The organism is Curtobacterium sp. VKM Ac-2884 (genome assembly GCF_015350945.1).
In the GTDB taxonomy this organism is placed as follows: domain Bacteria; phylum Actinomycetota; class Actinomycetes; order Actinomycetales; family Microbacteriaceae; genus Curtobacterium.
The window spans coordinates 448,704-474,250 of the sequence record NZ_JADKSA010000003.1 but is presented as its reverse complement, the minus strand read 5'-3'; the positions used below and the strand labels follow the sequence as shown (position 1 = coordinate 474,250).

Genomic DNA, 25,547 nt, shown 5'->3' with positions numbered 1-25,547 from the left:
CATGGCGGGTCTCAGCGTGAGCGTCGTCTCGGCCGACCGTGAGGTCTGGTCGGGCGACACCACCATGGTCGTCGCACGCACGACAGAGGGCCAGATCGGCATCCTCGCAGGACACGAGCCGATGCTCGCGATCCTCGCGCAGGGTCAGGTCCGCATCACGCGGGCCGATGGATCGACCGTCGCGGTCGACGCCGAAGACGGCTTCCTGTCGGTGGAGCACGACACGGTGACGATCGTCGCGCGGCAGGCCGCGCTGGCGTCCTGACCGGACTGACCGTCCTCCTCCCGCCTTCGGAGACGAAGCGGGAGGGCGGGGACACGAGCCGCACGCTCGATCTGCGTGCGCTCTCGTTCCCGGAACTGGCCGAAGAGCGGGCCGCGGGGCTCACCGCGGCCCGCTCTGTCAGTTCCGAGGAGTCCTCGGCCAGGACGGCTCTGAAGCTCGGCCCGAAGTCGATCGCCGAACGGTTCCGCAACCTCGAGCTCGACACGTCGGGCACGATGCCGGCGATCGAGCGCTACACGGGGGTGCTCTACGACCCCCTGGGCGCGCAGACCGCCGACGCGTCGACGCGGGCGTGGTGGCACGACCACGTGGTCGTGCAGTCGGCCATGTTCGGACCGATCGGTGCTGGCGACCCGATCCCGGCGTACCGTCTGTCGCACGACTCCCGGCTCGGGACGATCCGGCTGGCGTCGCACTGGCCGGCGACCTCGTCCAGGGTCTTGGCCGATCGGGCAGACGGCCTGGTCCTCGACCTCCGGTCCGAGGGCTACCGGCAGCTCGGTCCCGTCCTGGACGCGGTCGCCCCGCGCATCGTGAGCATCGACGGTTCCGGTCGCCGGCGGGCGTTGAACCACTGGAACAAGACGGCGAAGGGCCGACTGGTCGCGCTGCTCGCGCGCACCGGAGCGGTCGTCGCGACCATGGACGACCTGGTCGACTGGGCCGCCGCGAACGGCGTCGTGGTCGAACGCAGCGAGTCCGGCTGGGACCTGGTCGCCGAGAGCCTGGAACCCGTCACCGTCTGACCATCGCCCCGGTCCGTCCTCCACAGGGCGGGCCGGGGCGTTGCTGTCCACAGGTGGTCGGTTCGTGCCTGACTGGAGGCCCGGATCACGCTTCGATGGCGTGCATGATCCCCTTGACGGCACACACCCCTGACCACACCGCAGTCCGGTTTCCTCGCGAGATCGCGGCGGCGGTCACCCTCCCAGCAGCGGCCGCAGCGCTGGTCACGTCCGGCGTCGGCGCTGGCTCCCGCGTCGGCGCGATCGCGATCGTCACCGCCTGCGGTGCGCTGTCGACCCGCATGGCGCTCATCCCGTTCCTCGCCGCCCGAGACCAGCCGGATCCGCGGGCCATCCGGGGGTTCGACCCGTTCGGCGATCCCACCCCGCCGGCGTTGCACGGCCTCGGACCGGAACCGGACCGTGCTCGGCTGCGCACGGCTGGCGACCGGTGTGCCGAGGCCTGGCGGGTCTGGCGCGCCGAGGGCGGTCAGGCGGACAGTACGGCCGGAGCCGCCGGTGCGCTCGCACTCGGGGCCTGGTGCGCGTGGGCGCTCGGGTCGTCGGCCCGCGCCGAGACACGGGCGCGCTACGCCCTCGAGACCCGGGCCGACGACCCGCTCGCCGGGCTGGTCCTGCGGTCGGTCCTGGCCGGCAGCGCGCCGACGTGGGCCGGGCCCCGTCGTGACCGGCACCGATCGTGACCGGCGCCGACCGCCGACGGCGCGGTGTGACGGGTCGACCGGATCGTCTACGGTGGAGGACACCACACCCGAAGGGCTCCGGTTGCGCGACGACGACATCGAGGACACCGTCATCCGTCGACCCCGCGGGTCGGACGGCGGCGATCGCTTCGACGACGTGCTCGGCGACACCGTCATCCGCCCGCGCACGGAACCATCCGAGCCGGTCGGCGACCGTGCCGACGACCCTGCCGACGACGGAGCCGACCCGGAGGACACGGTCGTCCGCGCCCGTGTCCGGAGCGCCGCCGGACCGCGCGTGCCCGCCGGAGCCGCCACGGGCCTCCCGTCCGTCCCTGCCGCGCCCGCGGCGCGTGTGCCGTCGATCCGCATCGGCGACCGCACCTTCCGTCTGGACCACCCGGTCGTCATCGGGCGGCGTCCGTCGCTGCCGCGGATCACCAGCGGCCCCGAACCGGAACTCGTGACGGTGCGCTCCGCCAACGGGCAGGTGTCGTCCTCGCACGTCCGCATCCACGCCGAGGGCGAAGCCGTGGTGGTGCAGGACCTGCGGTCCACGAACGGCACCGTCGTCCGACCGGCCGGCGCGCCGGTGTACCGCATGGCATCGGGTGCGTCGATCGTCGCGCTGACGGGTACGGTAGTCGAGGTCGGTGACGGCAACGCCATCGAGGTCCTCTCGCCGTACCTCCGGGTCGCACCGACGGCGGACGGGTTCCCACCGGTTCCCCCGTGGCCCACCGACCAGACAGCACACGGCACGCCCCGAACCCCCAGAGAGCGATCCTGAAACGTGACCGAACTCGGCCGAGCAGCGACTGCGCACGCCATCGACGTCCCCGGTGCCGACGGCGCCACCCTGACGCTCTCGTGGGGAGCCGCGACCGACGTCGGTCGTCGCCGTGACCACAACGAGGACAGCTACATCGTCGGGGCACCGTTCTTCGTCGTCGCCGACGGCATGGGCGGACACCTCGCCGGCGACCGCGCGAGCGACGCCGTCGTGCGTCGACTCGAGCAGGTGACGCAGGAACCCTTCACCACGCGGCAGGGCATCCAGCGGGCGCTGCTGCTCGCCACGGCCGACATCGAGCGCGCAGCCGGCGGCAACGCGATCGGAGCGGGCACGACCGTCACCGGCATCGCGCTGGTCGCGTCACTCGGGCAGCCGGCGGCCCTCGTCTTCAACGTCGGCGACTCCCGGACCTACCGGATCGAGGACGGCGTGCTGCGCCGCGTCACCGTGGACCACTCCGTGGTGCAGGAGATGGTCGACGCCGGATTGCTGCGGGCCGAGGACGCCGAACAGCACCCGGACAGCAACGTCATCACCCGCGCGGTCGGGTTCGGCGAACCGCCGGCGCCCGACTGGTGGACCCTGCCGCTCCGCGCGGGCGACCGGTACATCGTCTGCTCCGACGGCCTGACGAAGGAGCTCGGCGACGCCGGCATCGCGCGCATCGCGGCGCGAGAAGCCGGTGCGCAGGGACTCGCCGAACGCCTCGTCGGTGACGCGGTCGTCGCGGGGGGCCGCGACAACGTCACCGTCGTGGTGCTCCAGGTCGACGCCGCCCCGGACGACGGCGACCTCGAGGACACCCTGCCGCGGCACTGACCGCCGGCACAGGACCCCCCGAACTGGGGGAGTGCGCCCGTCCACAGGTGGTCGGTGTGCGGATCGACGGTCACCGGCGCTTCGTACAATGACTGTGCCACGACGAGAGAGTTGGCCGCTCGGCCGGGGAGGAGATAGCGATGGCGCGTCGCCTGCCGTCCAACCCGCCCGTGATCGGCGGCTTCAGCCCCGTGCACGTCCTCGGTTCCGGCGGCTTCGCCGACGTCTTCCTGTACGAACAGGACATGCCGCGTCGTCAGGTCGCGGTGAAGGTCCTGCTCGACGAGGTCGTCGACGACCGCGTCCGGCAGATGTTCCAGGCCGAGGCCAACCTGATGGCGCGGCTCAGCACCCACCCGTCGATCCTCACGGTGTTCCAGGCGAGCGTCGCGGCCGACGGACGTCCGTACCTCGTGATGGAGCTGTGCTCCTCGTCGCTCAGCGAGCGGTACCGGCGTGAGCCGGTCCCGGTGTCCGAGGTGCTCTCGATCGGTGTGCGGATCGGCTCCGCCCTCGAGACCGCGCACCGCGAAGGCGTGCTCCACCGTGACATCAAGCCGTCGAACATCCTGCTCACGGCCTACGGCAACCCCGTGCTGTCCGACTTCGGCATCGCGGCGACCATCGGCGGGACCGACCCGGACGAGCCCATCGGCATGTCGATCCCGTGGTCGGCACCCGAGGTCCTGATCGACGAGTCCCGCGGCACGATCCAGTCCGAGGTGTACTCCCTCGCCGCCACCGTCTACTCCCTGCTCGCCGGCCGCAGCCCGTTCGAGGTCCGGGGCGGCAAGAACGGTGCGAGCGACCTGATGAGCCGGATCGACAAGGGCGGCGTCAAGCCCACCGGTCGCACCGACGTCCCACCGTCGCTCGAGCGCCTGCTCGCCACCGCGCTGTCCCGCAAGGTGCCGTCGCGCCCGACGACCGTGCTCGAACTCGTGCGCGGGTTCCAGCAGGTCGAGGCCGAGCTCGGGATCCCGCAGACCGCGGCCGACGTCGCGGTCGAGGCGTGGGCCATCGCGACCCCGACCCCGGAGGGCGACCGGACCATGATCCGTGAGCTCCAGCCGCCGTCGCGGGTCGGCGCCCGCCGCCGCACCCGTCGCGCGGTCCAGGGCGGCGTCGTCGCCGGTGGTTCGCAGAGCGTCGGCACCGTCCACCGCACCGGATCGGTCACCCGTGCGCGTCGACGCACCCGGTCGACGCTCGTCTGGGCGACGTCCCTCGCCGTCGTCGTGGTCGCCGCCCTCGCCATCGCGACCGTGGTCGTCGTCGGGCGGCTCGGCGCCGGGGCGATCCCCGTGGTGGCGGACGTCCGAGCACAGCCCTCGGCGCAGGCGGTGTCGTTCTCGTGGGCGGACCCGGGTCTGCAGAGCGGCGACACCTACGTCATCTCGTCGAACGGCGCATCCAGTCAGCAGACCGGCACCACGTTCGTCGTCTCCGGGCAGCGCGGCGACGAGGAGTGCATCTCGGTCGCGGTCAACCGCGACGGCAAGACCGGTGCAGCGAGCGCGCAGAAGTGCGCGACCGTCGGGAGCGCCGGGTGATCCGCGCGCTCGTCGCGAGGCACCGATCCGCCGCCGTCACCACCGGGGTCTCCGTCCTGGTCGCTGCGGTCGTCGCGACGACCGCGATCGTCTCGACGGGGTACCACACGCAGCGCGTCGACCTCGGGGACGGCACGGTGTGGGTGCCCTCCGCCGAGTACGGAGCGGTCGGTCGGGCCAACACCGGGGTCCTCCAGCTGAACACCGCCGTCGAGACCGCGAGCGACGACCTGTCCGTGCTGCAGCGCGGGTCCATGGTCTACAGCGTCGACCAGACCAAGGGGACCGTGGCCAAGGTCGACGTCGCCGACGCCACCGTCGGCGATGCCGTGACCCTGCCCGCGGGGACACCGCAGGTCTTCTTCGCGGGAGACACCGCGGTGATCGGCAACCAGGACACCGGCGAGCTGTGGGCGACGCCCGCGGCCGACCTCGCCGAGTTCGACGCCTCGGCCAAGGCCGACCTGACGCTCGGGGCGGACACCGTCTTCGACGCCTCGGACGGACACGTCGCGGTGTACTCGGCGAAGACCGGCACGGCATCGCTCGTCGACGTCGGGTCGACGTTGTCCGTCGACCAACGGTGGAAGGTCGACATGGACCGCACCGACGACTTCCAGGTCGCGACCTTCGACGGCCACCTGGCCGTGCTCGACCGCACCAGCGGCGCCCTGTCGGTCGACGGACGCACCGTGGAGCTGGGGGACCGGGTCGGGGCGTCACCCGCGCTCCAACGGTCTTCCGACACCTCGTCGGACGTCACCGTCGCGGGCACCGCGGGACTCGTCCGGGTCAGCGCCTCGGGGTCCGTCGACGCCACCGCGCTCCAGGTGTCCGGACGCGCGGCGCGCCCCTACGTCGACGGGTCCTGCACCTACGCGGCGTGGGCCGGGGGTCAGGCGATCGACACCTGTGACGGCAACGCGCTCCAGCGGCTCGCGAGCACCGGTGGGACCAGCACGATGCAGATCCTGCACAACGGGCAGACCGTCGTCGCCAACGACCCCTCGAGCGGTCGTTCGTGGGCGATCGACCGCAGCGGCCAGCTCATCGACAACTGGGCCGACCTCATCAAGCAGGACGACGAGCAGCAGCAGGAGCAGGTCTCCGACGACGATCCCGAGGTCGACAAGGACCAGAAGCCGCCGGTGGCGGTGGACGACGACCTGGGCGCTCGTCCGGGACGCACCACGAGCCTCCCGGTCCTGCTCAACGACTACGACCCGAACGGTGACCCGATCATCGTGAGCGAGGTCGGGTCCATCTCGGAGTCCACCGGCCGGGTCGCCATCGTCGCCGACGGCCAGCGGCTGCAGGTGACGCTGTCGTCGCGCGCGACCGGCACTGTGACCTTCCCGTACACGATCACCGACGGCAACGGCGGGTCGGACACCGGGACCGTCCGTGTCACGGTGCGGCCGGAATCGCAGAACGAGGCCCCGCGGCAGGTGCGTGACACCTCGACGGACGTGGTGCAGAACGGACACGTCGTCAGCAGCGTGCTCGGCGACTGGGTCGACCCGGACGGCGACCCGGTGTACCTGAAGTCCGCGACCGCCTCGGACGGCGACCGGGTGTCGACCACCCCGGACGGCCTGCTCGACTTCCGCGCGGACAGCGGCCGGACGGGCGACCGTGCCGTGCAGCTCGTCGTGAGCGACGGACGCGCCGACGGCCGCGGCTCGGTGACCGTGCGCGTGGCGAAGCAGGGGAGTGTGCCGCTGCGTGCCGACCCGTTCCCGGTGCAGGGCTACGCAGGCAAGGCGCTCACGGTCGAACCGCTCGACCACGTCCGGGGCGGCAACGGCACCGTGACCCTCACGAGCGTGTCGTCGTCGGCCGGGCTGACGGTCACCCCGAGCTACGACGCCGGTACCTTCCGGGTGCAGGGTGCGAGTGCCGGCGACCACCAACTCGAGTACACCGTCACCGACGGTGTGAAGACGTCGAGCGGCATCGTGCGCGTCACGATCCTCGCACCACCGGACGCCTCGACCGCGCCCATCACGACCCCGAAGACGGTCTTCGTCAACACGCTCTCGAGCAAGGACACCGACGTCACCGCGACCGACATCGACCCCGCGGGCGGGGTGCTGCTCGTCACCGCCCTCGACGGACCCGAGCGGGGCAGCGGCGTCCAGGCGAGCATCCTCGACCAGCACACCGTGCGCGTCACGCTGACCGCACCGCTCGACGGGCCGGTGTCGTTCGGCTACACCGAGACGAACGGCCTCGCGTCGTCCACCGGCACGATCACCGTCGTCGAGATCCCCAAGCCCGACCGGATCCAGCCGCCCGTCGCCCAGCCCGACAGTGCGACCGTCCGGGTCGGCGACGTCGCGAACATCGACGTGCTCGACAACGACACCCAGCCCGAGGGTGAACCCCTGACGCTCGAGCCCGAGCTCGTGCAGAACGTGCCCGGCGACGGCGGTCTGCTGTTCGCCTCGGGTGACCACCTGCGCTACCTCGCGCCGAAGACCCCCGGCAACTACACCGCCGTCTACCGGGTCGCGGGTCCGGACGGCCAGTACGCCGACGCCGCCGTCTCGATCTCGGTGCGCGAGCGGGACGCCGCGACGAACAACCCGCCGGTGCCGCAGACCGTCACCGCCCGCGTCGTGGCCGGTTCGTCGGTGCGGATCTCGGTGCCGCTGAACGGGATCGACCCGGACGGTGACTCCGTGCAGCTCGTCGGCGTCGGCTCGAACCCGGACAAGGGCTCCGTTACCGACGTCGCGTCCGACGCCCTGACCTACGAGGCGGGCGACTACTCGGCCGGCACCGACGAGTTCACCTACACCGTGGTCGACGCCCTGGGGGCGCGTGCCACCGGTACCGTCCGCGTGGGCATCGCGCCCCGGGCCGAACAGGCGTCGAACCCCGTCGCCGAGGCCGACCACGTGACGATCCGCCCCGGCGGGTCGGTGACCGTCCGGGTGCTGCAGAACGACTCCGACCCCGAGGGTGGCCAGCTCAGCGTGTCGGCGGCCGAGCCCACCGCCGACGACGTGTCGGCGAAGATCCTGCGGAAGCAGCAGATCCGAGTCACACCCCCGAAGACCGCGAAGTCGGGCGACTACGCCGTGCTCTACACCGTCGCGAACGCGAGCGGGGGATCGAGCACCGCGTTCCTCACCGTCACCGTCGACCCGGACGCGCAGCCCCTCCGCCCCGAGGTCGACGACACCACCCTGGACCTGCAGGACATCCTGCGGCGCGAGAGCGTGACCGTGGACGTGCTCGAGAACGTCTTCTTCGCCGAGGGCACCGCTGCCGACCTGCGGGTCGGGATCGTGGACGGCTACGGCGACACCGCGCGGCTCACCGACGACGGACGGATCACGGTCCGGCTCACCGACGAGTCCCAGGTCATCCCGTTCTCGGTCGCACGGGTCGACCACCCCGACATCGTGTCCTACGGCTTCATCAACGTCCCCGGGTTCGACGACGCCCTGCCGCAGATCAACCGCTCGGCCGGTGCCGTCACCGTGAAGAGCGAGGCCACGGTCCGCATCCCGCTCGAGGACTACGTCGTGACCGCGAACGGTCAGACGGCGAAGATCACGGACCGCGGGACGGTGAAGGCGACGCACGCGAACGGCCAGAGCCTGGTCGTGGACTCGTCGACGCTGCAGTTCACCTCGTCGAAGCTCTACTACGGCAACGCGTCCATCTCGTTCGAGGTCACCGACGGTTCCGCGGCCAACGGCGGGAAGGGCCGGGTCGCGACCCTCGTGCTCCCGGTCACCGTGACGCCGCGGTCGAACCAGCCGCCGGCGTTCACCGGATCGGCGGTCGAGATGCAGCCGGGCGAGACCCGCACCGTCGACCTGACCAAGCTCACCGACTACCCGTACCCGAAGGACCTGCCGGAGTTGCGGTACTCCGTGGTGAGCAAGCCGACCAGTGGTGCCACCGCGACGATCTCGGGCCAGCAGCTGACCATCGCCGTGCCGGACACCGCGAAGAAGAACACGACGGCGTCGATCGGCATCGGCGTGCAGGATGACGCCAACGCCGGACGTGCCGGCACCGTGACCGTCGGCGTGGTGGCGTCCACCCGACCGCTCGTGCAACCCGGCGCCGACAGGTCGATCACCAAGCGTGGTGCGACCACGACCATCGACGTCCTGACGAACGACCAGCCGACCAATCCGTTCCCCGGTGAGCGGCTGCGCGTCGTGAACATCCGCGGGCTCTCCGGCGGCCTGCCGAGCGGTGTCTCGGTGACGCCGAGCGCCGATCGCTCCCGCCTGCAGGTCCGGGTCTCCGACACCGCGAAGCCCGTCGACGCCCACCTGCAGTACCAGGTCGCGGACGCCACGAACGACCCGGACCGGTACGTGTGGGGCGACGTGACCGTCTCCGTGCAGGACGTCCCCGACGCCCCGGGCACGCCGACCCGCACCGGCTCGTACGACGGCGGTCAGGCCACGCTGACCTGGTCGACGCCGCAGGGGAACAACTCGCCGATCACCGGGTACCGCGTGACGGGCACGAACGGCGTCTCGAAGAACTGCGGCACCGCGACCGTCTGCACGCTGACCGGGCTCGACCCGAAGGCGTCCTACCGGTTCCAGGTCATCGCCACCAACGCGATCGGCGACTCGAAGCCGTCGGGCAGCTCCGCTCCGATCAGTGCGGACTTCGTGCCGGCGCCGCCGAAGGGCATCACCGTCACACCGAACGGGTCGACGCCGAACCAGCTCGACGTCAAGTGGAGCGCCGTCGCCACCCCGAACCGGGGCAGCGCGGTCGACAACTACGTCGTGACGATCGAGGGTCCGGGGCTGTCCGACACCCGCAACACCGGCACTGCGACGAACACCTCGTTCGCCGGTGCCCAGAGCGCGGCGCAGTACACGGTGACCGTGTCGGCGCGGAACAGCGCTGATCGCAACGGCACGGTGGTGCAGTGGAACTCGGCGTCGGCGAGCGGCACCTCGGTCGGACGCCCGAGTGCACCGTCGAACCTGAGCGCAACCGGGCAGCAGAGCGGCAACTCCACATCGGTGTCGATCAACTTCGCCCCCTCGAACGGCGGCGGGAGCGACATCAAGGCGTACTGGCTGTTCCGGCTCTCGTCGCCATCACTCGACTGCACGGCAGTTCGGGAGCAAGACGCGACGAAGACTGGGAGCGGCACGTCGTTCACCGATCAGCCTCGTGGTGAGGGCGATCTCTACTACGCCGTCGTCGCGGTGAACGGTCTGGGATTCTGCTCGTCGAGCGTCTCCGGCCCGGTGAGGTCCTACGAGTCGCCGAATGGAGCGTCCGCGCGGGTGTCCCTCGCAACGAGGTCCGACTCGGACGGCAACTTCCCGGTCGTGGTTTCGGGGCTCTCGGCGGGAGGTCGCGCGACGTACTACCGCGTCAGCCTGCAGAACGGGTCGAGCACCACGTCAGACGGGAGCGACGTCACGCTGTACCCGAGTGCTGGTACCTACGGGACGAGCCTTGCAGTCACCGTGACCGCGTGCAGGCTGTCGTCGAACGGTGGGCAGTACTGCTCCGATCAGACACAGGTCGGATCCGTGGTCCCGATCTCTACCAGAGCATCCGCGCAGACGCCGAAAGCCGGCACGGTGCTGAGCATCAACGCTCCCGTGAACAACGGGACGCACAGCGTGGACTACCGGGTCTACATCTGCACGGACTCAGCCTTGGAGGTCCTCGGATGCCCGACGGGTGACCTGAACGGCCCGTACGGAGCAGGTTCGACGATCCCCAGGGACGCGAAGACGATCACGGTGGTCGCCACCGTGGACGGTTCGTACACGGATGCGAACCCCGTCGAGCAGGACGTCGCCGCACCGGACCCGGCCCCCGAGACGTCGACCGCGCCGACCGGCTGACCCCGCCCAGCCGTCCTTCCGCCGTACGCTGCACCCACCGCCATCCCCCGAGACGACGAGGACCACCCCGCATGAGCATGACCCCGGAGCAGGCCACCTGGTTCGCCGACGTCGCAGGCCGCATCGTGACCAACGTCGAGCAGGTGCTCCTCGGGAAGACGTTCGTGATCCGCCTCGCGGTGACGGCGATGCTCAGCGAGGGCCACCTGCTCCTCGAGGACGTCCCCGGCACGGGCAAGACGAGCCTGGCGCGGGCGATGTCGCAGAGCGTGCAGGGGACGACGAACCGCATCCAGTTCACCCCCGACCTGCTGCCCGGCGACATCACCGGCATCAGCGTCTACGACCAGCGCACGCAGGAGTTCGACTTCCACCGCGGCCCGGTCTTCGCGAACATCGTCCTCGCCGACGAGATCAACCGTGCGAGCCCGAAGACGCAGTCTGCCCTGCTCGAGGCGATGGAGGAGTCGGCGATCACGGTCGACGGCGTGAACCACCGCCTGGCGGCCCCCTTCATGGTCATCGCGACGCAGAACCCCATCGAGCAGGCCGGCACGTACCGTCTGCCCGAGGCGCAGCTCGACCGGTTCCTCATGAAGACCTCGATCGGCTACCCCGACCACGCCGCCACCGTGAAGATCCTCGAGACCTCGTCGGCTCCGTCGGCATCGGTTCCGCTCGCGAGCGTCGTGCCCGCGGCGACGATCACCGAGATGGCCGCGCTGGCCCGTACGGTGCACGTCGACGCCGTCATCGCCGACTACGTCGCACGGTTGGTCGACGCGACGCGTTCGGCCAGTGAGGTCCGCCTGGGCGTCAGTGTCCGCGGCGCGATGGGCCTCATCCGTTCGGCACGCGTGCTCGCCGCGCTGAGCGGCCGCCACTACGTCACGCCGGACGACGTCAAGGCCCTCGCCGTCCCGGTGCTCGCGCACCGCCTGGTGCTCGACGCCGAGGCGGAGTTCGACGGTGTCAGCGCGCCGAGCGTCATCGCACAGCTGCTGGTGGAGACGCCGCCGCCGTCCGACCGAGTCACGACGTGACGGACCGCCGGCCCGTCTCCACGCGCTCACGCCGTCCGTCCTCGACGCGGTCGCGTCGCGGGACGACGGCGTACGAGCGCACGGGGACGGTCGCCGGCCTGACCAACGTCCGCTCGCGCATCGTCGGTGACCGCGAAGGCGTCGCCGCGGATGCGGTCGTCGGGATCGTCCGGGTGTGGGCAACGGCCTGGAGGCTCGTCAAGCGTTCCTGGGGCGAGGTCTCGTCCGTCGTCACCGGGCTCGGGTGGACGGTCGCGGCCCTCACGCTCGTCGCGTTCGTGGCCGGCTACCGGTTCGGCCTGCGGGAGATCGTCGTCGTCGGGTTCGCGGGAGCGGTGCTCGTCGTCGTCGCAGCGATCGCGCTCATCGGTCGCACGCGGCTGGTGATCCGGATGCGCCTGCCGCAGCACCGTGTGGCGGTCGGCGACGAGGCCGGTGTGGTGGTCACGGCGGAGAACCCGACGCGTCTGCCCTCGGTGCCGACGACGGTCGAGGTGCCGGTCGGCCCGGGTCTCGTCGACGTCGCGATCCCGGCGATCGGCGCGCACGGCACGTTCGAGCAACTGGTGCCCGTGCCAACCGTGCGCCGCGGCGTGCTCGATGTGGGGCCGGTCACCGGTGTCCGCGCCGACCCCGTCGGTCTCGTCCGTCGCGAGGTCGTCTGGACCGCACGCGAACAGGTCATCGTGCACCCGCGCACGATCGCGATCCCGTCGACGAGCACCGGCCTGGTGCGTGACCTCGAGGGGCAGGCGACCACCGATCTGTCGCCGGCCGACATCGCGTTCCACGCCATCCGCGAGTACATGCCGGGTGACGACCCCCGCACCATCCACTGGAAATCGACGGCGAAGTCGGGCGCGCTGATGGTGCGCCAGTTCGAGGACACGCGCCGCTCGCACCTGGTCGTGGCGCTGGGCATCGCCAGGTCGGAGTTCGGGGACGACGAGGAGTTCGAGCTCGCGGTGAGCGCTGCGGCCTCGCTCGGTGCTCGTGCGATCCGCGACGGCCGAGAGGTCTCGGTCGTGGTGTCGGAACGCACCCCGGAGTTCGCGAAGCGTGCCGTCTACGCGGTGCGGACCCTGCCGACGGTCACCCCGACGCGACTGCTCGACGACTTCGCCTCGGTCGGACTCGCCGATGCCTGCCTGCCCATCGCCGAGGTCTCCCGGATCGTCGGCAGCGACACCGAAGGCATCTCGGTGGCGTTCCTGGTCGTCGGTTCGACGATCGGGCTGCCGGCGCTCCGGCTCGCGGCGACCCGCTTCCCCGTCGGGGTCGAGGTCGTCGCGGTGATCTGCGAGCCCGAAGCACAGCCACGGTTCCTGCGGGTCGCGGGCCTGACCGTGATGACCATCGGCTACCTGGACGACCTCCGGCACGCCCTGCACCGATCGGCCGCCGCGTGAGCGCCCCTCCGGTGGCCGCGCCGACGCCGCCCGCGGAGCGTGCCCGTCGGTCGACCCGGCGTTCCGATCGCCGCGATGCCCGGCGGCTCGTGCCGTTCCGTCTGGCCGGCGGGACCCTCGTCGTGTGGCTCCTGCTCGCGGTCGCGAGTGTGTCGTGGTGGCCGGTCTACCGTGATGACTCGATGATCGTCGCTGCGGTGACCGCGATCGTCTTCGGCACCCTCGTCGCCCTCGTCGGCGCGGTCCTGCGGCTGCCGCTGGTCGTGGTGGCGATCGCGACGGTGGCGGCGTTCACGCTCGCCGGTGTACCCGCCGCCGTGCCTGGTCAGGCCAACGGGGTCCTGCCGACGGGCCCTGGCCTGCTCGCGCTGTTCGCCGGCGTCGCGCTGGGGTGGAAGCAGCTGGTGACCATCAGCCTGCCGGTCGGCTCGTACGAGGCGCTCCTCGTGCCGTACTTCGTGACGCTCCTCGTCGCCACGGTGACCGCCGTGAGCGTCGCGACCCGGGCCTCCAGGCAGGAACTCGCGAGCATCCCGGCGCTGGTGCTGTTCGCGATCGGGGTGGTCGTCGGGCCGAGCCGGCTGGACACGTCGATCGTGACGGCCGTCGTGCTCGTCGCCATCGCGCTCGTGTGGGCGCTGACGGTGCGGCACGCCCGTCGCGCGGTCGCCGTGGCGACCACGATCGGGTCGTCGGTAGCGATCGCCCGGTCGGTCGTCCGCCCGGCGCTCGTCGGCACGGGGACGATCGTGGCGGCGGCCGTCGTCGCGACGGGGCTCGGGCTGGTCGCACCGCCGGCGAACGAGCGCACCGTGGCCAGGACGGACATCGTGAAGCCGTTCGACCCCCGCGACTACGTCAGCCCGCTGAGCGGCTTCCGGGCGTACGAAGAGCAGAGCGCGGCGGACACCGCACAGCTCCGGGTCACCGGACTGCCGGAGAACGGGTTCGTGCGCATCGCGACGCTCGACACCTACGACGGCGTGGTCTACCGCGTCGGCGGGTCGGACGGCTCCTCGTCGTCGGGGACGTTCGAGCGGGTGCCGACGTCGGTCGACGTCCGTGGCGTGGACGGCACCACGGTGCGCGTCGGGGTGACCGTCGACGGCTACAACGGGGTCTGGCTGCCGACGGTGGGGGACCTGGAGCGCGTCGACTTCACCGGGACCGACGCTGACGACGAGCGCGGGTCCTTCTTCTACAACGGCTCGACGCAGACGGGCGCCGTGGTCGGCGGTGTCCGCGAAGGCACTTCCTACGACCTGACCGCCGTGGTCCCCGACCAGCCGACGGACGAGCAGCTCGCGGCGGCCCGCCCGGGCAGCGCCGCGGTCCCCACGGCGCGCGAGGTGCCGGACGCCGTCCGCGAGACGGTCGAGGCGACGACCGATGCCGATGCGACGTCTGGTGCGAAGCTCGTCGCGGTGATCCAGGCGCTCAAGCGCAACGGGTACGTCAGCCACGGCGTGGGCGACGACCGGATGAGCCGTTCGGGGCACGGCGCCGACCGCATCCAGGAGCTCCTGACGTCGCCGCTGATGATCGGCGACCAGGAGCAGTACGCCGCGGCCGCTGCGCTGATGGCCGACGAGCTCGGGTTCCCGGCACGGGTGGTCATGGGCTTCACTGCGGGCGGCGACTCGGGGTCCGGCGGGGCGTCGGTGAGCGGGGGCACCACGACGTTCCGCGGCTCGGACGTCACCGCGCGCATCGAGGTCGACACCGCGCAGTGGGGGTGGGTGATGCTCAACCCGAACCCGAGTGTCCGCGAGATCCCGAACGAGCAGCAGCAGACGCCGCAGCCGGTGACCCGTCCCGAAACCGTCGTGCCGCCGCCTCCCGTCGACCAGCAGGACCAGGACCAGCAGGCGCCGCCGCAGAGCGATCGGAACACGCCGCCTGTGCAGCCGCTGTGGTTGCAGATCCTGCTCGCAGCGCTGCCGTGGGTGCTCGGTGCACTGGGGCTGATCGCCCTCGTGCTCCTGCCGTTCGGGGTGATCGTCCTGTTGAAGCGGGTCCGCCGCCGACGGCGGCGTCGTGCTCCGACGCCGCGCGGTCGCATCGTGGGGGCCTGGGACGAGTACCGCGATGCGCTCCTCGACCGTGGACACGACGTGGCCGGATCGGCCACGCGACGCGAGACCGTCGCCGGTGCTCCGGGTGAGGGCGGGACCGGACTGGCCGCCCTCGCCGACCGGGCGGTGTTCGGACCGAGCGACGTCGACCAGGCCGCTGCCGACCGGATGTGGTCGGCGACGGACGACGCGGTGGGGACCCTGCGCGCCGGTCGGACGCGTCGTGAGCGGTTCCGCACCGCCGTGTCGCTCCGGTCCCTGCGCGGACCCGAACGGCCGCGCGCGACCACCGGTCAGGGCTCGGCGAGACGCGGTGACTACGATGGCCGGAGGCCTGACGAGCGTCGTGGACGGCCGAGTGAGGACAGAGGCAGACCGTGATCAGATGCGAACACTGTGGATCGATGCTCCCGGAGGGGGCGATCTTCTGCGGTGAGTGCGGACGCGCGGTGACCGCCGGAGCGAGCCGCCGGCCGGTCGCTCCGACCCCCGTCGAGCAGGCGCCGCCACCGCCCCTGCAGCAGCCCGACTCCCACGGACGTCGCTCCGACCCTGCGGCTGACGCATGGTTGCCCGAGTCCACCCTCGACCCAGCCACCCGCGCCTGGCTGACCGGTGCCGACCGCCGCAGCAGCGAACCGCCGGCCGCGGTGCCGGTCCAACGCCCCGACGACCTCGCCCCGCGCGAGGCGCCGTCGCACGTGCACGGTGCGGGCTCCGGCCTCGGCAACTGGTCGAACGCGGCCGCGCAGCCCGACGCCGTCCCTGCTCCGGACGAACCGCCACTGGACCCGGACGCCTACCGCTCCGAGCCCGCAGACGTCCTCGCCGACGACCCCGAGCGGACCCGGCTGGCTCCTGTCGAGGACCGTCCCGCGACCCCGCCTGGTGCTGACGAGGCGCCGGCACCCGTGTGGGCGCCGCCGGTCGCTCCGGCCCCGACCGCGGCGCCGGCCGGACCGTCCTGGTGGGTCGGCCGCGGTGCCACCACCGAGGCCGCACCGCCCGCGTCCGGAGCCGAGTCCGCTCCTGTCGTCCCGCCGGTCCCGAGTGCACCGGCCGCCGCTGACGAGACGTCCCACGACACGTCCCACGACACGCCCGACGGCACCGCGGCATCCCCGCACGCGACGGACGACTCGCCCGTGCACGTCGAGTCCGACGACGCCGACGACACGTCGTCCACCCGCTCCGGCGAACCCGTCCAGGACGGTGCGCTCGACCAACCGACCGCCGCCGCGCCCGTCGTGTCGCCGCCGCAGCCGGGGGACACCGCCGTCGTCGAGCCCCTGATCGACCGCCGACCGCCTCGGCCCGCGCCGCTCGTCACGCCGGGCATGCACGCCACGACCATCTGCCACGTCTGCGGCAACCGCCTCGAGCCCGACGACATCTTCTGCGGCGAGTGCGGGGCAGTCCGTCCCGCCGTGACCGCAGCGTTCACCGGACCGGTTGTGCCGCTGCCGATGGCGCGTCCGGACTGGGCGACCGAGCACTCCGGTGTGGAGTCGGCCGGCGCCGGCGGGTCGTCGTCGACCGACACGCCGGACGACGAGATCCCGGTCGATGCGCCCGCGGACGACCGGATCACGAGCGACGAGACCGCGGCGGACGACACCGCCGCCGATGACGAGTCGGCCCTGCCGGACAGCGAGGCCTCGCGCCCGGGTGGGCGTCCCCGCGGCGCACACGCGGCGCCGGTGACCGAGCCGTCCGAGCCCGGGGACGCGGCACCGCACGTTGAACCCCAGGACCCTGAACGGTCCTGGGCCCCGCCGGCGCAGGCCCCGCTCGCCGCGCCCCTGCCTCCGGTCCCCGGGGCGACGGCACCCGAGCTCCCGCTCCCGCCGTCGGACCGTCCCGCGGCCAGTGCGGACGCCGACGAGCTCGACGAGGACGTCGACGAGACCCGCATCGTCTCGAAGACCCCGACGCGCGCGCCGTTCCTGCTGCACTTCAGCACGGGTGAGCGGTTCGGGGTGCACGGCACCGGCCTGCTCGGTCGTCTGCCTCGTCCGCAGCCGGGGGAGCGCTACGACGACCTGCTGACCGTGCACGACCCGGGCAAGTCGGTGTCGAAGACCCACCTCGAGCTCGGCCGTGACGGAGACGACCTGTGGGTGTCCGACCGGTTCTCCGGCAACGGCACCGTCGTCCGCCACATCGACGGTTCGATCCGTCGGTGCGAGCCCGGGCGTCGGTACCGCGTGGAGCGCGGTGCACGGGTGGACATCGGCGAGCAGTTCTTCCTCGTGCAGTAGCGCTGCCGGACTTCTCCACAGATCGGCCGTCGGCGCCCTCGGCGGCGCCGCCGGCCTGTTGCGATGGAGCCATGACACCCTTCGCTGCTCGGTGCGTCCTGGTCGGGACCTCCGTCGTGCTCGTCCTCGCCGGGGTGATCGCGCCCATCGACGGCGCTTCGCGTGCGGTGGTGTTCGCAGCCGCCGGGTGCTGCGCGGTGCTCGACGTCCTGCTGCACCGGTCCGGCGCTGGCGGGCCCCGCGAACCGGAGTCGCTGTCCGGCGACGAATCCGCAGCGGCGATCGAGCCCCTCTGTCCGAGCGCACCCGGACGGCTCCTGCTCGGCCACGGCCCGGACGGTGTCCCGTGGGAGACCCACGCGGCCGGTCACGTCGTGGTCGTCGGCACCGGGGCACTCGCCGCCGCGGTGTTCCGGGCGATCGCCGAACAGCTCCGCGCCACCGCCGATCCGTGGGACGACCTCCGCGCAGCCGGCAGACTCGGAACTGTCGCTGGGGACGCCGCGGCGCTGCCCACCGGCGCGGCCCTACCCGACGGTACGGGCCTACCCGACGGTACGGGCCTACCCGACGGCACGGCGGTGCTCGCCCGCCTCGACCGCTCCGGACGTCCGAGCGGCACGGTCGTGCTCGTCCCGGGCCTCGGCGCGATGCCACGGCTGTGGGACGCCGCGGTCGAGGTCACCCGCTACGGCTGCACCGCGCGTCGCCCACCCGACCGACGCGGTGTCACGCTCAGACCGGTGCTCCCGGTGCTCCCGGTGCTCCCGGAGCTCGTCGGGTGACGGCCTCAGCGCAGGCCGGAGCCGACCCGGACCGCGCCGACCGGCACGCCCCCGCCGAGCACCTGCTCACCCGTCGCCGCCAGGACATCGGCCACGCCGTCGGCACCCACCAGCCCGTTCCGCTGCAGCAGGGTCAGCGCTGCGAGGGTGCCTGCACGCTGCGACCCGTCCAGCACCTTCACCGCGACCGCGGCCCCACCGGGCAGCCCCATCACCATGACGCCCTCGGCACCGAGCTTCGCCAGGACCTGCAACCGCTCGATCGTGACGGTGTTGGCCCGACCGACCCCGTCGATCGCCCACGGGTGCGCCAGGACGGCGTCGGTCAGTGCCGCGGAGTCGTCGTCGGCCCGAGCGACGACACCGGCGAACCCGCGTGCCAGTCCGGTCAGCGTGAGCGGGAACACGGGGGCGCCGCAGCCGTCGGTGCCGACCAGGTCGACCGTCTCGTGCGTGTACTCCTCGACCACCGAGCGGACCCGCTGCTGCATCGGGTGCTCGATGTCCAGGTACGTCGCCTCGTCCCACCCGTTGACGCGGCAGGCGGCGAGCATGCCGGCGTGCTTGCCCGAGCAGTTCATCGCCAGGCGCCGGGGGCCGTCCATCGTCCTTCCGGTGGCTCGGTCGAAGGGCATGTCCGGCGGGCACCCGAGGTCGGCTTCGACGTGGTCGAACGACTCGAGCATGTGCAGCGCGAGGGCCTGGTGCGCGGGGGTGCCGGCGTGGCTCGCGGTGGTCAGGACGAGTTCCTCGTCGGCGAACCGGGCACCGGCTCGGCGGACGGCCAGGGCCTGGAACGGCTTCATCGTCGAGCGCGGGTAGATGCTGGCGGCGACGTCGCCGACCGAGTCGACCACGGCACCTGCGGAGTCGACCACGACCCCGGCGCCGATGTGCCGGCTCTCGTCGAACCCCGACCGGTCGAGGACCGCGAGTTCGACCGACCCGTCGGCGGTGAGAGGATGGCGATCAGTGCGGACTTCGTGGCTCACCGTCATGCCGCCATGCTAGCCAGGGCGGACGACCGCCAGTGACGCCGACGAAGGGGCAGCACCCGTGCAGGACCACACCTACGAGGTCTCCGTCAGCTGGACGGGAGACCGCGGCACCGGCACCTCCGGCTACCGCGACTACGGGCGCGACCACGTCGTCTCGGCGGTCGGCAAGCCCGATGTGGCCGGCTCGGCCGACCCCACGTTCCGCGGCGACCGCGACCGCTGGAACCCCGAGGAACTCGTCGTCGCCGCGTTGGCCCAGTGCCACATGCTCAGCTACCTGCACGTCGCGGTGACCCAGGGCTTCACCGTCGTCGACTACCGCGACACGGCCACGGCATCGCTGAACCTGAACCGCGACGGCTCGGGCGAGCTCACCGGGGCGACGCTGCACCCGGTCGTGACGATCCTCGAGGCGGACCGGGTCGCCGACGCCGAAGCCGCCCACGCCACGGCCAACCAGCTGTGCTTCATCGCCCGGTCGGTGTCGTTCCCGGTGCACCACGAGGCCGAGACCGTCGTCCGTGCTGCGACATTGGCAGGGGACTCTTCAACGGGTGGGGCAGACTAGGTTCCCGTGAAGCGTCTGCGCCTGCTCCCGATCGCCCTCGTCCCCGCCGTCGTACTGGGACTCGCCGCCTGCTCCGGCTCCGGCTCGGACGGGTCCACGGCCTCGCCGACCCCGACCGCCAGCGCGACCGCCTCGGCGATCACGTCCTGCCCGGACCCCGGCAAGTCCTCCGACGCGATCCGCGCGACCGGCTCGTTCGGCGGTACGAAGGCCCCGACGGTGAAGTTCACGGCCGGCCTCTCGGCGAAGAAGCCGCAGGCCACGAAGCTCGTGTCCGGCAAGGGCGCGTCGCTCGACGAGGGCGACTACGCCCAGGTGTCCTACACGGTCTACGAGGCCAAGGACGCCAAGAAGCTCGGCACCGTCGGCTTCGACGAGGGCAACCCGCAGGTCCTGTCCGTCGGCGGCTCGGGCTTCGGAGCCCTGCTCGCCTGCTCGAAGGTCGGCGACCGTGTGGCCGCCGTGGGCCAGTCGTCGGCACTCGGCTTCAACACCGGTGGCGAGATCGTGGTCGTCGCCGACGTCGTCGCGCAGACCCCCACCAAGGCGAACGGCACCCCGAAGGACCAGGACCCGGCACTGCCGACGGTCACGGACAAGTCGAGCGGCGAGCCGGAGATCACGATCCCCGACGGCGTGAAGGCCCCGACGAAGACGACGGTCGAGGTCCTCAAGCAGGGCAACGGAGCCGCGATCGCCGACGGCGACACCGCCCTCGTGCAGTACAAGGGCGTCGTCTACGACACCGGCAAGGAGTTCGACTCCTCGTGGTCGAAGGGCGCCCCGACGACCTTCACGGTCTCCGAGAGCGCACTCATCAAGGGCTTCGTCACCGGGCTCGTCGGCCAGAAGGTCGGCTCCCAGGTGCTGATCGTCGCGACGCCGGAGGACGCCTACGGCGCGACTCCTCGAGAAGGTTCAGGCATCCCGAAGAACGCCACCCTCGTCTTCGTGGTCGACATCCTCGCGAAGGGCTGACCGTGGCCCGGCGTCGCATCGTCGTCCTCGGCAGCACCGGCTCGATCGGCACGCAGGCGCTCGACGTCGTCGCCCGCAATCCGGACCGGTTCGAGGTCGTCGGTCTGACCGCCGGCAGCAACCGTGACCTCGTCGTCGAACAGGCTGCCCGGTTCGGCGTCCGCGACACGGCGTTCGGGGCGCAGGACTCCGAGCGGCTCGTCCGCAACGTCGAGGCGGACGTCGTCCTGAACGGCATCACGGGGTCGGTCGGCCTCGGGCCGACGCTCGCGGTGCTCGAGACCGGTGCCACCCTGGCGCTCGCCAACAAGGAGAGCCTCATCGTGGGCGGCTCCCTGGTGCAGCGGGCCGCAGCGCCGGGCCAGATCGTCCCGGTGGACAGCGAGCACTCGGCGATCGCGCAGGCGCTCCGCTCCGGTGCCGACACCGAGGTGCAGCGGCTCGTCCTGACGGCGAGCGGCGGTCCGTTCCGCGGCCGCACCCGCGAGCAGCTCCGCGACGTCTCCCCGGCGCAGGCGCTGGCGCACCCCACGTGGGACATGGGCCTCGTCGTCACGACGAACTCCGCCACGCTCGTCAACAAGGGACTCGAGGTCATCGAGGCGCACCTGCTCTTCGGCGTGCCGTACGACCGCATCGAGGTCACGGTGCACGCGCAGTCGATCGTGCACTCGATGGTCGAGTTCGTCGACGGCTCCACCATCGCGCAGGCCTCGCCGCCGGACATGCGTCTGCCGATCGCGCTCGGCCTGGCGTGGCCGGACCGCGTGCCCGGGGTCGGTGTGCCGCTCGACTGGACCACGGCGAGCACCTGGACCTTCGAGCCGCTCGACGCCGACGCGTTCGGCGCCGTTGCCCTCGCGAAGCGTGTCGGTGAACTCGGCGGGACCTTCCCGGCCGTGTTCAACGCGGCGAACGAGCAGGCCGTGGCCGCGTTCCACGCGGGCGCCATCGGCTTCCTCGACATCGTCGACACGGTCGAGCGCGTCGTCGAGGAGCACACCGCGGGGGAGCCGTCACTCGACGGCGTGCTCGCTGCGGAGCACTGGGCCCGCGCCGCGGCGGACCGCGCGCTGACCCGCTGACGCGATCCGCGCCTCCCGTCGGTCGCATGGTCACCACGTGACGGACGGGGCCGACACCGCCGGTTCCGGCGCGACGCGCCAGCGGCGGGACGGCCGTGCCGGTGGGGAGAAGCTCAGATCACCTCCCAGACGGCGCTCGGCTCCGTCATGGCAAGCGTCCCGTACCCTTTCCCGGTGACCGTCGAATCCGTCCTGCTCTTCGTCCTCGGCGTGGTCGTCTTCATCATCGGCCTGCTGGTCTCGATCGGACTCCACGAGCTGGGGCACCTGTCCTTCGCGAAGCTGTTCAACGTCAAGGTGACGCAGTACTCGCTGGGGTTCGGCAAGGCCATGTGGTCGTTCAAGCGGGGTGAGACCGAGTACGGCATCCGCCCGATCCTGCTCGGCGGCTACATCTCGATGGTCGGCATGCTCAAGCCGCGCGCCTCCGGCCGCCCGAGTGCGATCACGAACACCGGCATGTACGGCGCGTTCGTGCAGGACGCCCGTCAGGCCAGCGCGGAGCAGATCGCGGACTCCGGCGGCGACGACTCCCGCGCCTTCTACCGGCTGACCCCGTGGAAGCGCATCATCGTGATGGTCGCTGGCCCCGCGATGAACCTGGTGATCGGGATCGTCCTGTTCGGCGTGCTGTTGTGTGGCTTCGGGTCGCCGACCACGACGTTCACGTCGAGCGTCGACTGCGTCCTGCCGACCAGCCAGACGACCGAGTGCACCTCGGGCGATGCGGAGTCGCCGGCGAAGCAGGCCGGCATCGCGTCGGGCGACGTCGTGCTCTTGGTGAACGGTGAGCAGGACCCGACCATCGCGCGCGTCTCCGAGGTCTTCCAGAAGTCGGCCGGCGAGCAGGTGACGGTCGTCGTCGAGCGTGACGGTGCCCGGAAGACGCTCGAGATCACCCCGACGACCGCCACCCGCGACGTCTACGACGCCGAGGGCAAGGTCGTCACGAACGACGACGGCACGACGAAGACCCAGCGGGTCGGTGTGGTCGGCGTCAGCATCGGGCAGTCGCTCGTGCGGCAGTCGCCGGCCGAGGTGCTGCCCGCGACGGGTGCGCAGATCTCCGCGTCGGCGCACCTGATCATCGATCTGCCGCAGCGGCTGGTCGCCGTCTGGAACGCGGCGTTCGGCGCGCAGGAGCGGTCGCAGGACAGCCCCGTGTCGGTCGTCGGTGTCGGCCGAGCGATCGGCGAGGTCTCGTCGATGAGCGGCGTGCCGGTGGTCGACAAGGCGTACACGATCCTGGGGCTGCTGGCCTCGCTGAACATCGGCCTGTTCGTGCTGAACATGGTGCCGCTGCTGCCGCTCGACGGCGGGCACATCGCCGGCGCCCTGTGGGAGGCGATCAAGCGACGGGCCTTCAAGCTCGTCGGCAAGGCGGACCCGGGCCCCATCGACCTGGCGAAGACGATGCCGCTCACGATGGTCGTCGTGGTGCTGTTGGCGGGGATGAGCGCGCTGCTGATCTACGCCGACATCGTGCGGCCCGTGAACCTGTTCGGGTAGTCGCTGCGGCGCTACGCTCAGCGGATGAGCACAGCGCCCACGAACTCCGGGCCCACCACCGCCGCGCCCGAGGTCCGCACCGTCGAGCGGCAGGGTCTCGACGTCATTGCCGAGTCCGACCGCAAGGGCACCCCGCGGGGACTGTTCTGGCCGTGGTTCGCGGCGAACATCTCCGTCCTCGGCATCGCCTACGGATCGTTCGTCGTCGGGTTCGGGATCTCCTTCTGGCAGGCCACCATCGTCTCGGTCGTCGGGGTGGTGTTCTCGTTCCTGCTGTGCGGCGTCGTCGCGATCGCCGGCAAACGCGGGTCGGCGCCGACGATGGTGCTGAGCCGTGCGGCCTTCGGGGTCCGCGGCAACCGGGTGCCCTCGTTCCTCAGCTGGATCCTCACCGTCGGGTGGGAGACCGCCCTCGCCGCGCTGGCGGTCCTCGCGACCTCGACGGTCTTCACCGAGCTCGGCTGGGACGGCGGGGTGCTGACGAAGGTCGTCGCCCTCGTCGTGGTCGCCGCGCTCGTGGTCGGGGCCGGCGTCGCGGGCTTCGACGTCATCATGCGCTTGCAGACCTGGATCACGGTGATCACCGCTGTGCTGACGGTCGTCTACGTGGTGCTCGCGGTGCCGTCCATCGACTTCGGCGCGATCGCCGCGCTGCCGACGGGCAGCAGCCAGCAGTTCATCGGTGCGCTCGTGCTGGTGATGACCGGGTTCGGCCTCGGCTGGGTGAACGCCGCTGCCGACTACTCGCGGTACCTGCCGCGGTCGTCGTCCACCGGGGGAGTCGTCGGGTGGACGACCTTCGGCGGGGCGCTCGCACCGGCCGTCCTCGTGGTCTTCGGTGTCCTGCTCGCCGGTTCGTCGCCGGACCTGAACGCCGCGATCGGTGCCGACCCGATCGGTGCCCTCACGTCGATCCTGCCGGTGTGGTTCCTCATCCCGTTCGCCCTCGTCGCGATCCTCGGGCTCGTCGGCGGCGCGGTGCTCGACATCTACTCGTCGGGCCTCGCGCTGTTGAGCGTCGGCGTGAAGATCCCACGGCCGGTCGCCGCCGGAGTGGACGGCGTGTTCATGGTGGCGGGTGCGATCTACATCGCCTTCTTCGCGACGGACTTCGTCGGCCCGTTCCAGGCGTTCCTCATCACCCTCGGCGTCCCGATCGCCGCCTGGGCCGGCATCTTCGTCGCCGACGTCCTGCTGCGGCGCACGGCCTACGCGGAATCCGAGCTCGACGACCGTCGCGGCCGCTACGGCGACGTCCGGTGGGGCGCGATCGCCCTGGTCGCGGTCGGCACGGCGCTCGGGTGGGGCCTCGTCACGCTGGCGTCACCGGCGTGGCTGTCGTGGCAGGGCTACCTGCTCGGACCGTTCGGCCTCGGCGGACGCGACGGCGCCTGGGCCTACGCGAACCTCGGCGTGCTGGTCGCGCTCGTCGTCGGGTTCCTCGGCACCCTGCTGTTCGCCTGGGGCTCCGTGCGACGACAGGAAGCACAGCGGTGAGCGCAACGGGGAGCGGATTGGCGAGCACGGGTGTCCCCGACGACGCCTGGCTCGTCGTCATCGACATGCAGCAGGTCTTCACGGGGGAGTCCCCGTGGGCCGCGCCGCGGTACGACCACGCCGGAGTCGGCATCGAGCGCCTGCTGCCCCGCTTCACCGGACGCACGGTGTTCACCCGGTTCGTCGCACCCCAGCGCCCGCAGGGCGCCTGGGTGCCGTACTACCGCGAGTGGCCCTTCGCCCTCGTGCCGGACGCCGACCCGCTGTACGCGCTGACCGAGCCCTTCGCGAGTGCGGCAGGGGACCGGAACGACCCCCTCGTGACCGAGCCGACGTTCGGCAAGTGGGGGACGGGCCTCCAGGCCGTCGTCGGCGACCACCCGCACCTGGTGCTCACGGGGGTGTCGACCGACTGCTGCGTGCTGTCGACCGCCCTGGCGGCGGCGGACGCCGGAGCGACCGTGACGGTCGTCGCGGATGCCTGCGCCGGGGCGAGCGACGCGGACCACGAGCGGGCGCTCGACGCGATGCGGCTGTACGCGCCGCTCATCACCGTGGTGGACAGCGCCACCCGGCTCTGAGCGTCCGGTGTGACCGG

The 25,547-nt window shown here is 72.0% G+C and carries 19 protein-coding genes; 18 read left to right on the top strand and 1 reads right to left on the bottom strand.

From position 1 onward, the window contains the following. The first annotated feature begins 1 nt into the window (after position 1). The 12 genes from ITJ60_RS10540 to ITJ60_RS10490 all read left to right on the top strand — a co-directional run bounded on the left by ITJ60_RS10540 (position 2) and on the right by ITJ60_RS10490 (position 18,314). Positions 2-265 (top strand): F0F1 ATP synthase subunit epsilon, encoded by a 264-nt coding sequence (locus tag ITJ60_RS10540; protein ID WP_027465776.1) that lies wholly within the window; start codon positions 2-4, stop codon positions 263-265. Then, positions 172-1,032, top strand: coding sequence for a YaaA family protein (locus tag ITJ60_RS10535; RefSeq protein WP_323749162.1), 861 nt, complete (start codon positions 172-174; stop codon positions 1,030-1,032). Before ITJ60_RS10540 ends, ITJ60_RS10535 begins: the two co-directional genes overlap by 94 nt. 104 nt (positions 1,033-1,136) lie before the next feature. Then, positions 1,137-1,715 carry a hypothetical protein gene (locus ITJ60_RS18870; protein ID WP_228505237.1) on the top strand — a complete coding sequence of 193 codons (579 nt, stop codon included), beginning with the start codon at positions 1,137-1,139 and terminating at the stop codon, positions 1,713-1,715. Positions 1,716-1,767: 52 nt separating this feature from the next. Further along, entirely contained in the window at positions 1,768-2,505 is a 738-nt protein-coding gene (locus ITJ60_RS18865) for an FHA domain-containing protein (protein ID WP_323743072.1), read from the top strand. Positions 2,506-2,508: 3 nt separating this feature from the next. Further along, positions 2,509-3,330, top strand: coding sequence for a PP2C family protein-serine/threonine phosphatase (locus ITJ60_RS10525; protein ID WP_123294286.1), 822 nt, complete (start codon positions 2,509-2,511; stop codon positions 3,328-3,330). A 140-nt stretch (positions 3,331-3,470) separates the two neighbouring features. After that, the gene (locus ITJ60_RS10520; RefSeq protein ID WP_194647868.1) at positions 3,471-4,883 is read left to right on the top strand and encodes a serine/threonine-protein kinase; all 1,413 of its coding nucleotides are present in this window, start codon (positions 3,471-3,473) and stop codon (positions 4,881-4,883) included. After that, entirely contained in the window at positions 4,880-10,741 is a 5,862-nt protein-coding gene (locus ITJ60_RS10515) for an Ig-like domain-containing protein (protein WP_194647867.1), read from the top strand. Before ITJ60_RS10520 ends, ITJ60_RS10515 begins: the two co-directional genes overlap by 4 nt. A 71-nt stretch (positions 10,742-10,812) precedes the next feature. Further along, positions 10,813-11,784: an AAA family ATPase gene (locus ITJ60_RS10510; protein WP_194647866.1), complete on the top strand. Its 972-nt coding sequence runs from the start codon at positions 10,813-10,815 to the stop codon at positions 11,782-11,784. After that, positions 11,781-13,193: a DUF58 domain-containing protein gene (locus ITJ60_RS10505; RefSeq protein WP_111083878.1), complete on the top strand. Its 1,413-nt coding sequence runs from the start codon at positions 11,781-11,783 to the stop codon at positions 13,191-13,193. Before ITJ60_RS10510 ends, ITJ60_RS10505 begins: the two co-directional genes overlap by 4 nt. Next, the gene (locus ITJ60_RS10500; RefSeq protein ID WP_194647865.1) at positions 13,190-15,649 is read left to right on the top strand and encodes a DUF3488 domain-containing protein; all 2,460 of its coding nucleotides are present in this window, start codon (positions 13,190-13,192) and stop codon (positions 15,647-15,649) included. The genes ITJ60_RS10505 and ITJ60_RS10500 overlap by 4 nt, the downstream gene beginning before the upstream one ends. 188 nt (positions 15,650-15,837) lie before the next feature. Continuing rightward, positions 15,838-17,529, top strand: a complete 1,692-nt coding sequence (locus tag ITJ60_RS10495) for an FHA domain-containing protein (protein WP_194647864.1) — start codon at positions 15,838-15,840, stop codon at positions 17,527-17,529. Positions 17,530-17,600: 71 nt separating this feature from the next. Next, positions 17,601-18,314 carry a hypothetical protein gene (locus ITJ60_RS10490; protein WP_194647863.1) on the top strand — a complete coding sequence of 238 codons (714 nt, stop codon included), beginning with the start codon at positions 17,601-17,603 and terminating at the stop codon, positions 18,312-18,314. A gap of 5 nt (positions 18,315-18,319) precedes the next feature. Here ITJ60_RS10490 and ITJ60_RS10485 read toward each other — a convergent pair whose 3' ends face one another. Further along, a complete protein-coding gene (locus ITJ60_RS10485) occupies positions 18,320-19,312 on the bottom strand; it encodes an asparaginase (RefSeq protein WP_194647862.1) in 993 nt (330 codons plus the stop codon). Positions 19,313-19,370: 58 nt separating this feature from the next. Here ITJ60_RS10485 and ITJ60_RS10480 point away from each other — a divergent pair, with 58 nt between their 5' ends. The 6 genes from ITJ60_RS10480 (at position 19,371) to ITJ60_RS10455 (ending at position 25,530) form a co-directional block, all read left to right on the top strand. Continuing rightward, positions 19,371-19,880 carry an OsmC family protein gene (locus ITJ60_RS10480; protein ID WP_194647861.1) on the top strand — a complete coding sequence of 170 codons (510 nt, stop codon included), beginning with the start codon at positions 19,371-19,373 and terminating at the stop codon, positions 19,878-19,880. Positions 19,881-19,886: 6 nt separating this feature from the next. Continuing rightward, positions 19,887-20,858: an FKBP-type peptidyl-prolyl cis-trans isomerase gene (locus ITJ60_RS10475; RefSeq protein ID WP_194647860.1), complete on the top strand. Its 972-nt coding sequence runs from the start codon at positions 19,887-19,889 to the stop codon at positions 20,856-20,858. Positions 20,859-20,860: 2 nt separating this feature from the next. Then, complete coding sequence (dxr, locus tag ITJ60_RS10470) at positions 20,861-21,943, top strand: 1-deoxy-D-xylulose-5-phosphate reductoisomerase (RefSeq protein ID WP_194647859.1); 1,083 nt, start codon at positions 20,861-20,863, stop codon at positions 21,941-21,943. Between the two features lie 174 nt (positions 21,944-22,117). Continuing rightward, positions 22,118-23,452, top strand: a complete 1,335-nt coding sequence (locus tag ITJ60_RS10465) for a M50 family metallopeptidase (protein ID WP_194647858.1) — start codon at positions 22,118-22,120, stop codon at positions 23,450-23,452. A gap of 24 nt (positions 23,453-23,476) precedes the next feature. Then, a complete protein-coding gene (locus ITJ60_RS10460; protein WP_194647857.1) occupies positions 23,477-24,949 on the top strand; it encodes a purine-cytosine permease family protein in 1,473 nt (490 codons plus the stop codon). Further along, the gene (locus tag ITJ60_RS10455; RefSeq protein ID WP_323749150.1) at positions 24,946-25,530 is read left to right on the top strand and encodes a cysteine hydrolase; all 585 of its coding nucleotides are present in this window, start codon (positions 24,946-24,948) and stop codon (positions 25,528-25,530) included. Before ITJ60_RS10460 ends, ITJ60_RS10455 begins: the two co-directional genes overlap by 4 nt. Positions 25,531-25,547 lie beyond the last annotated feature (17 nt).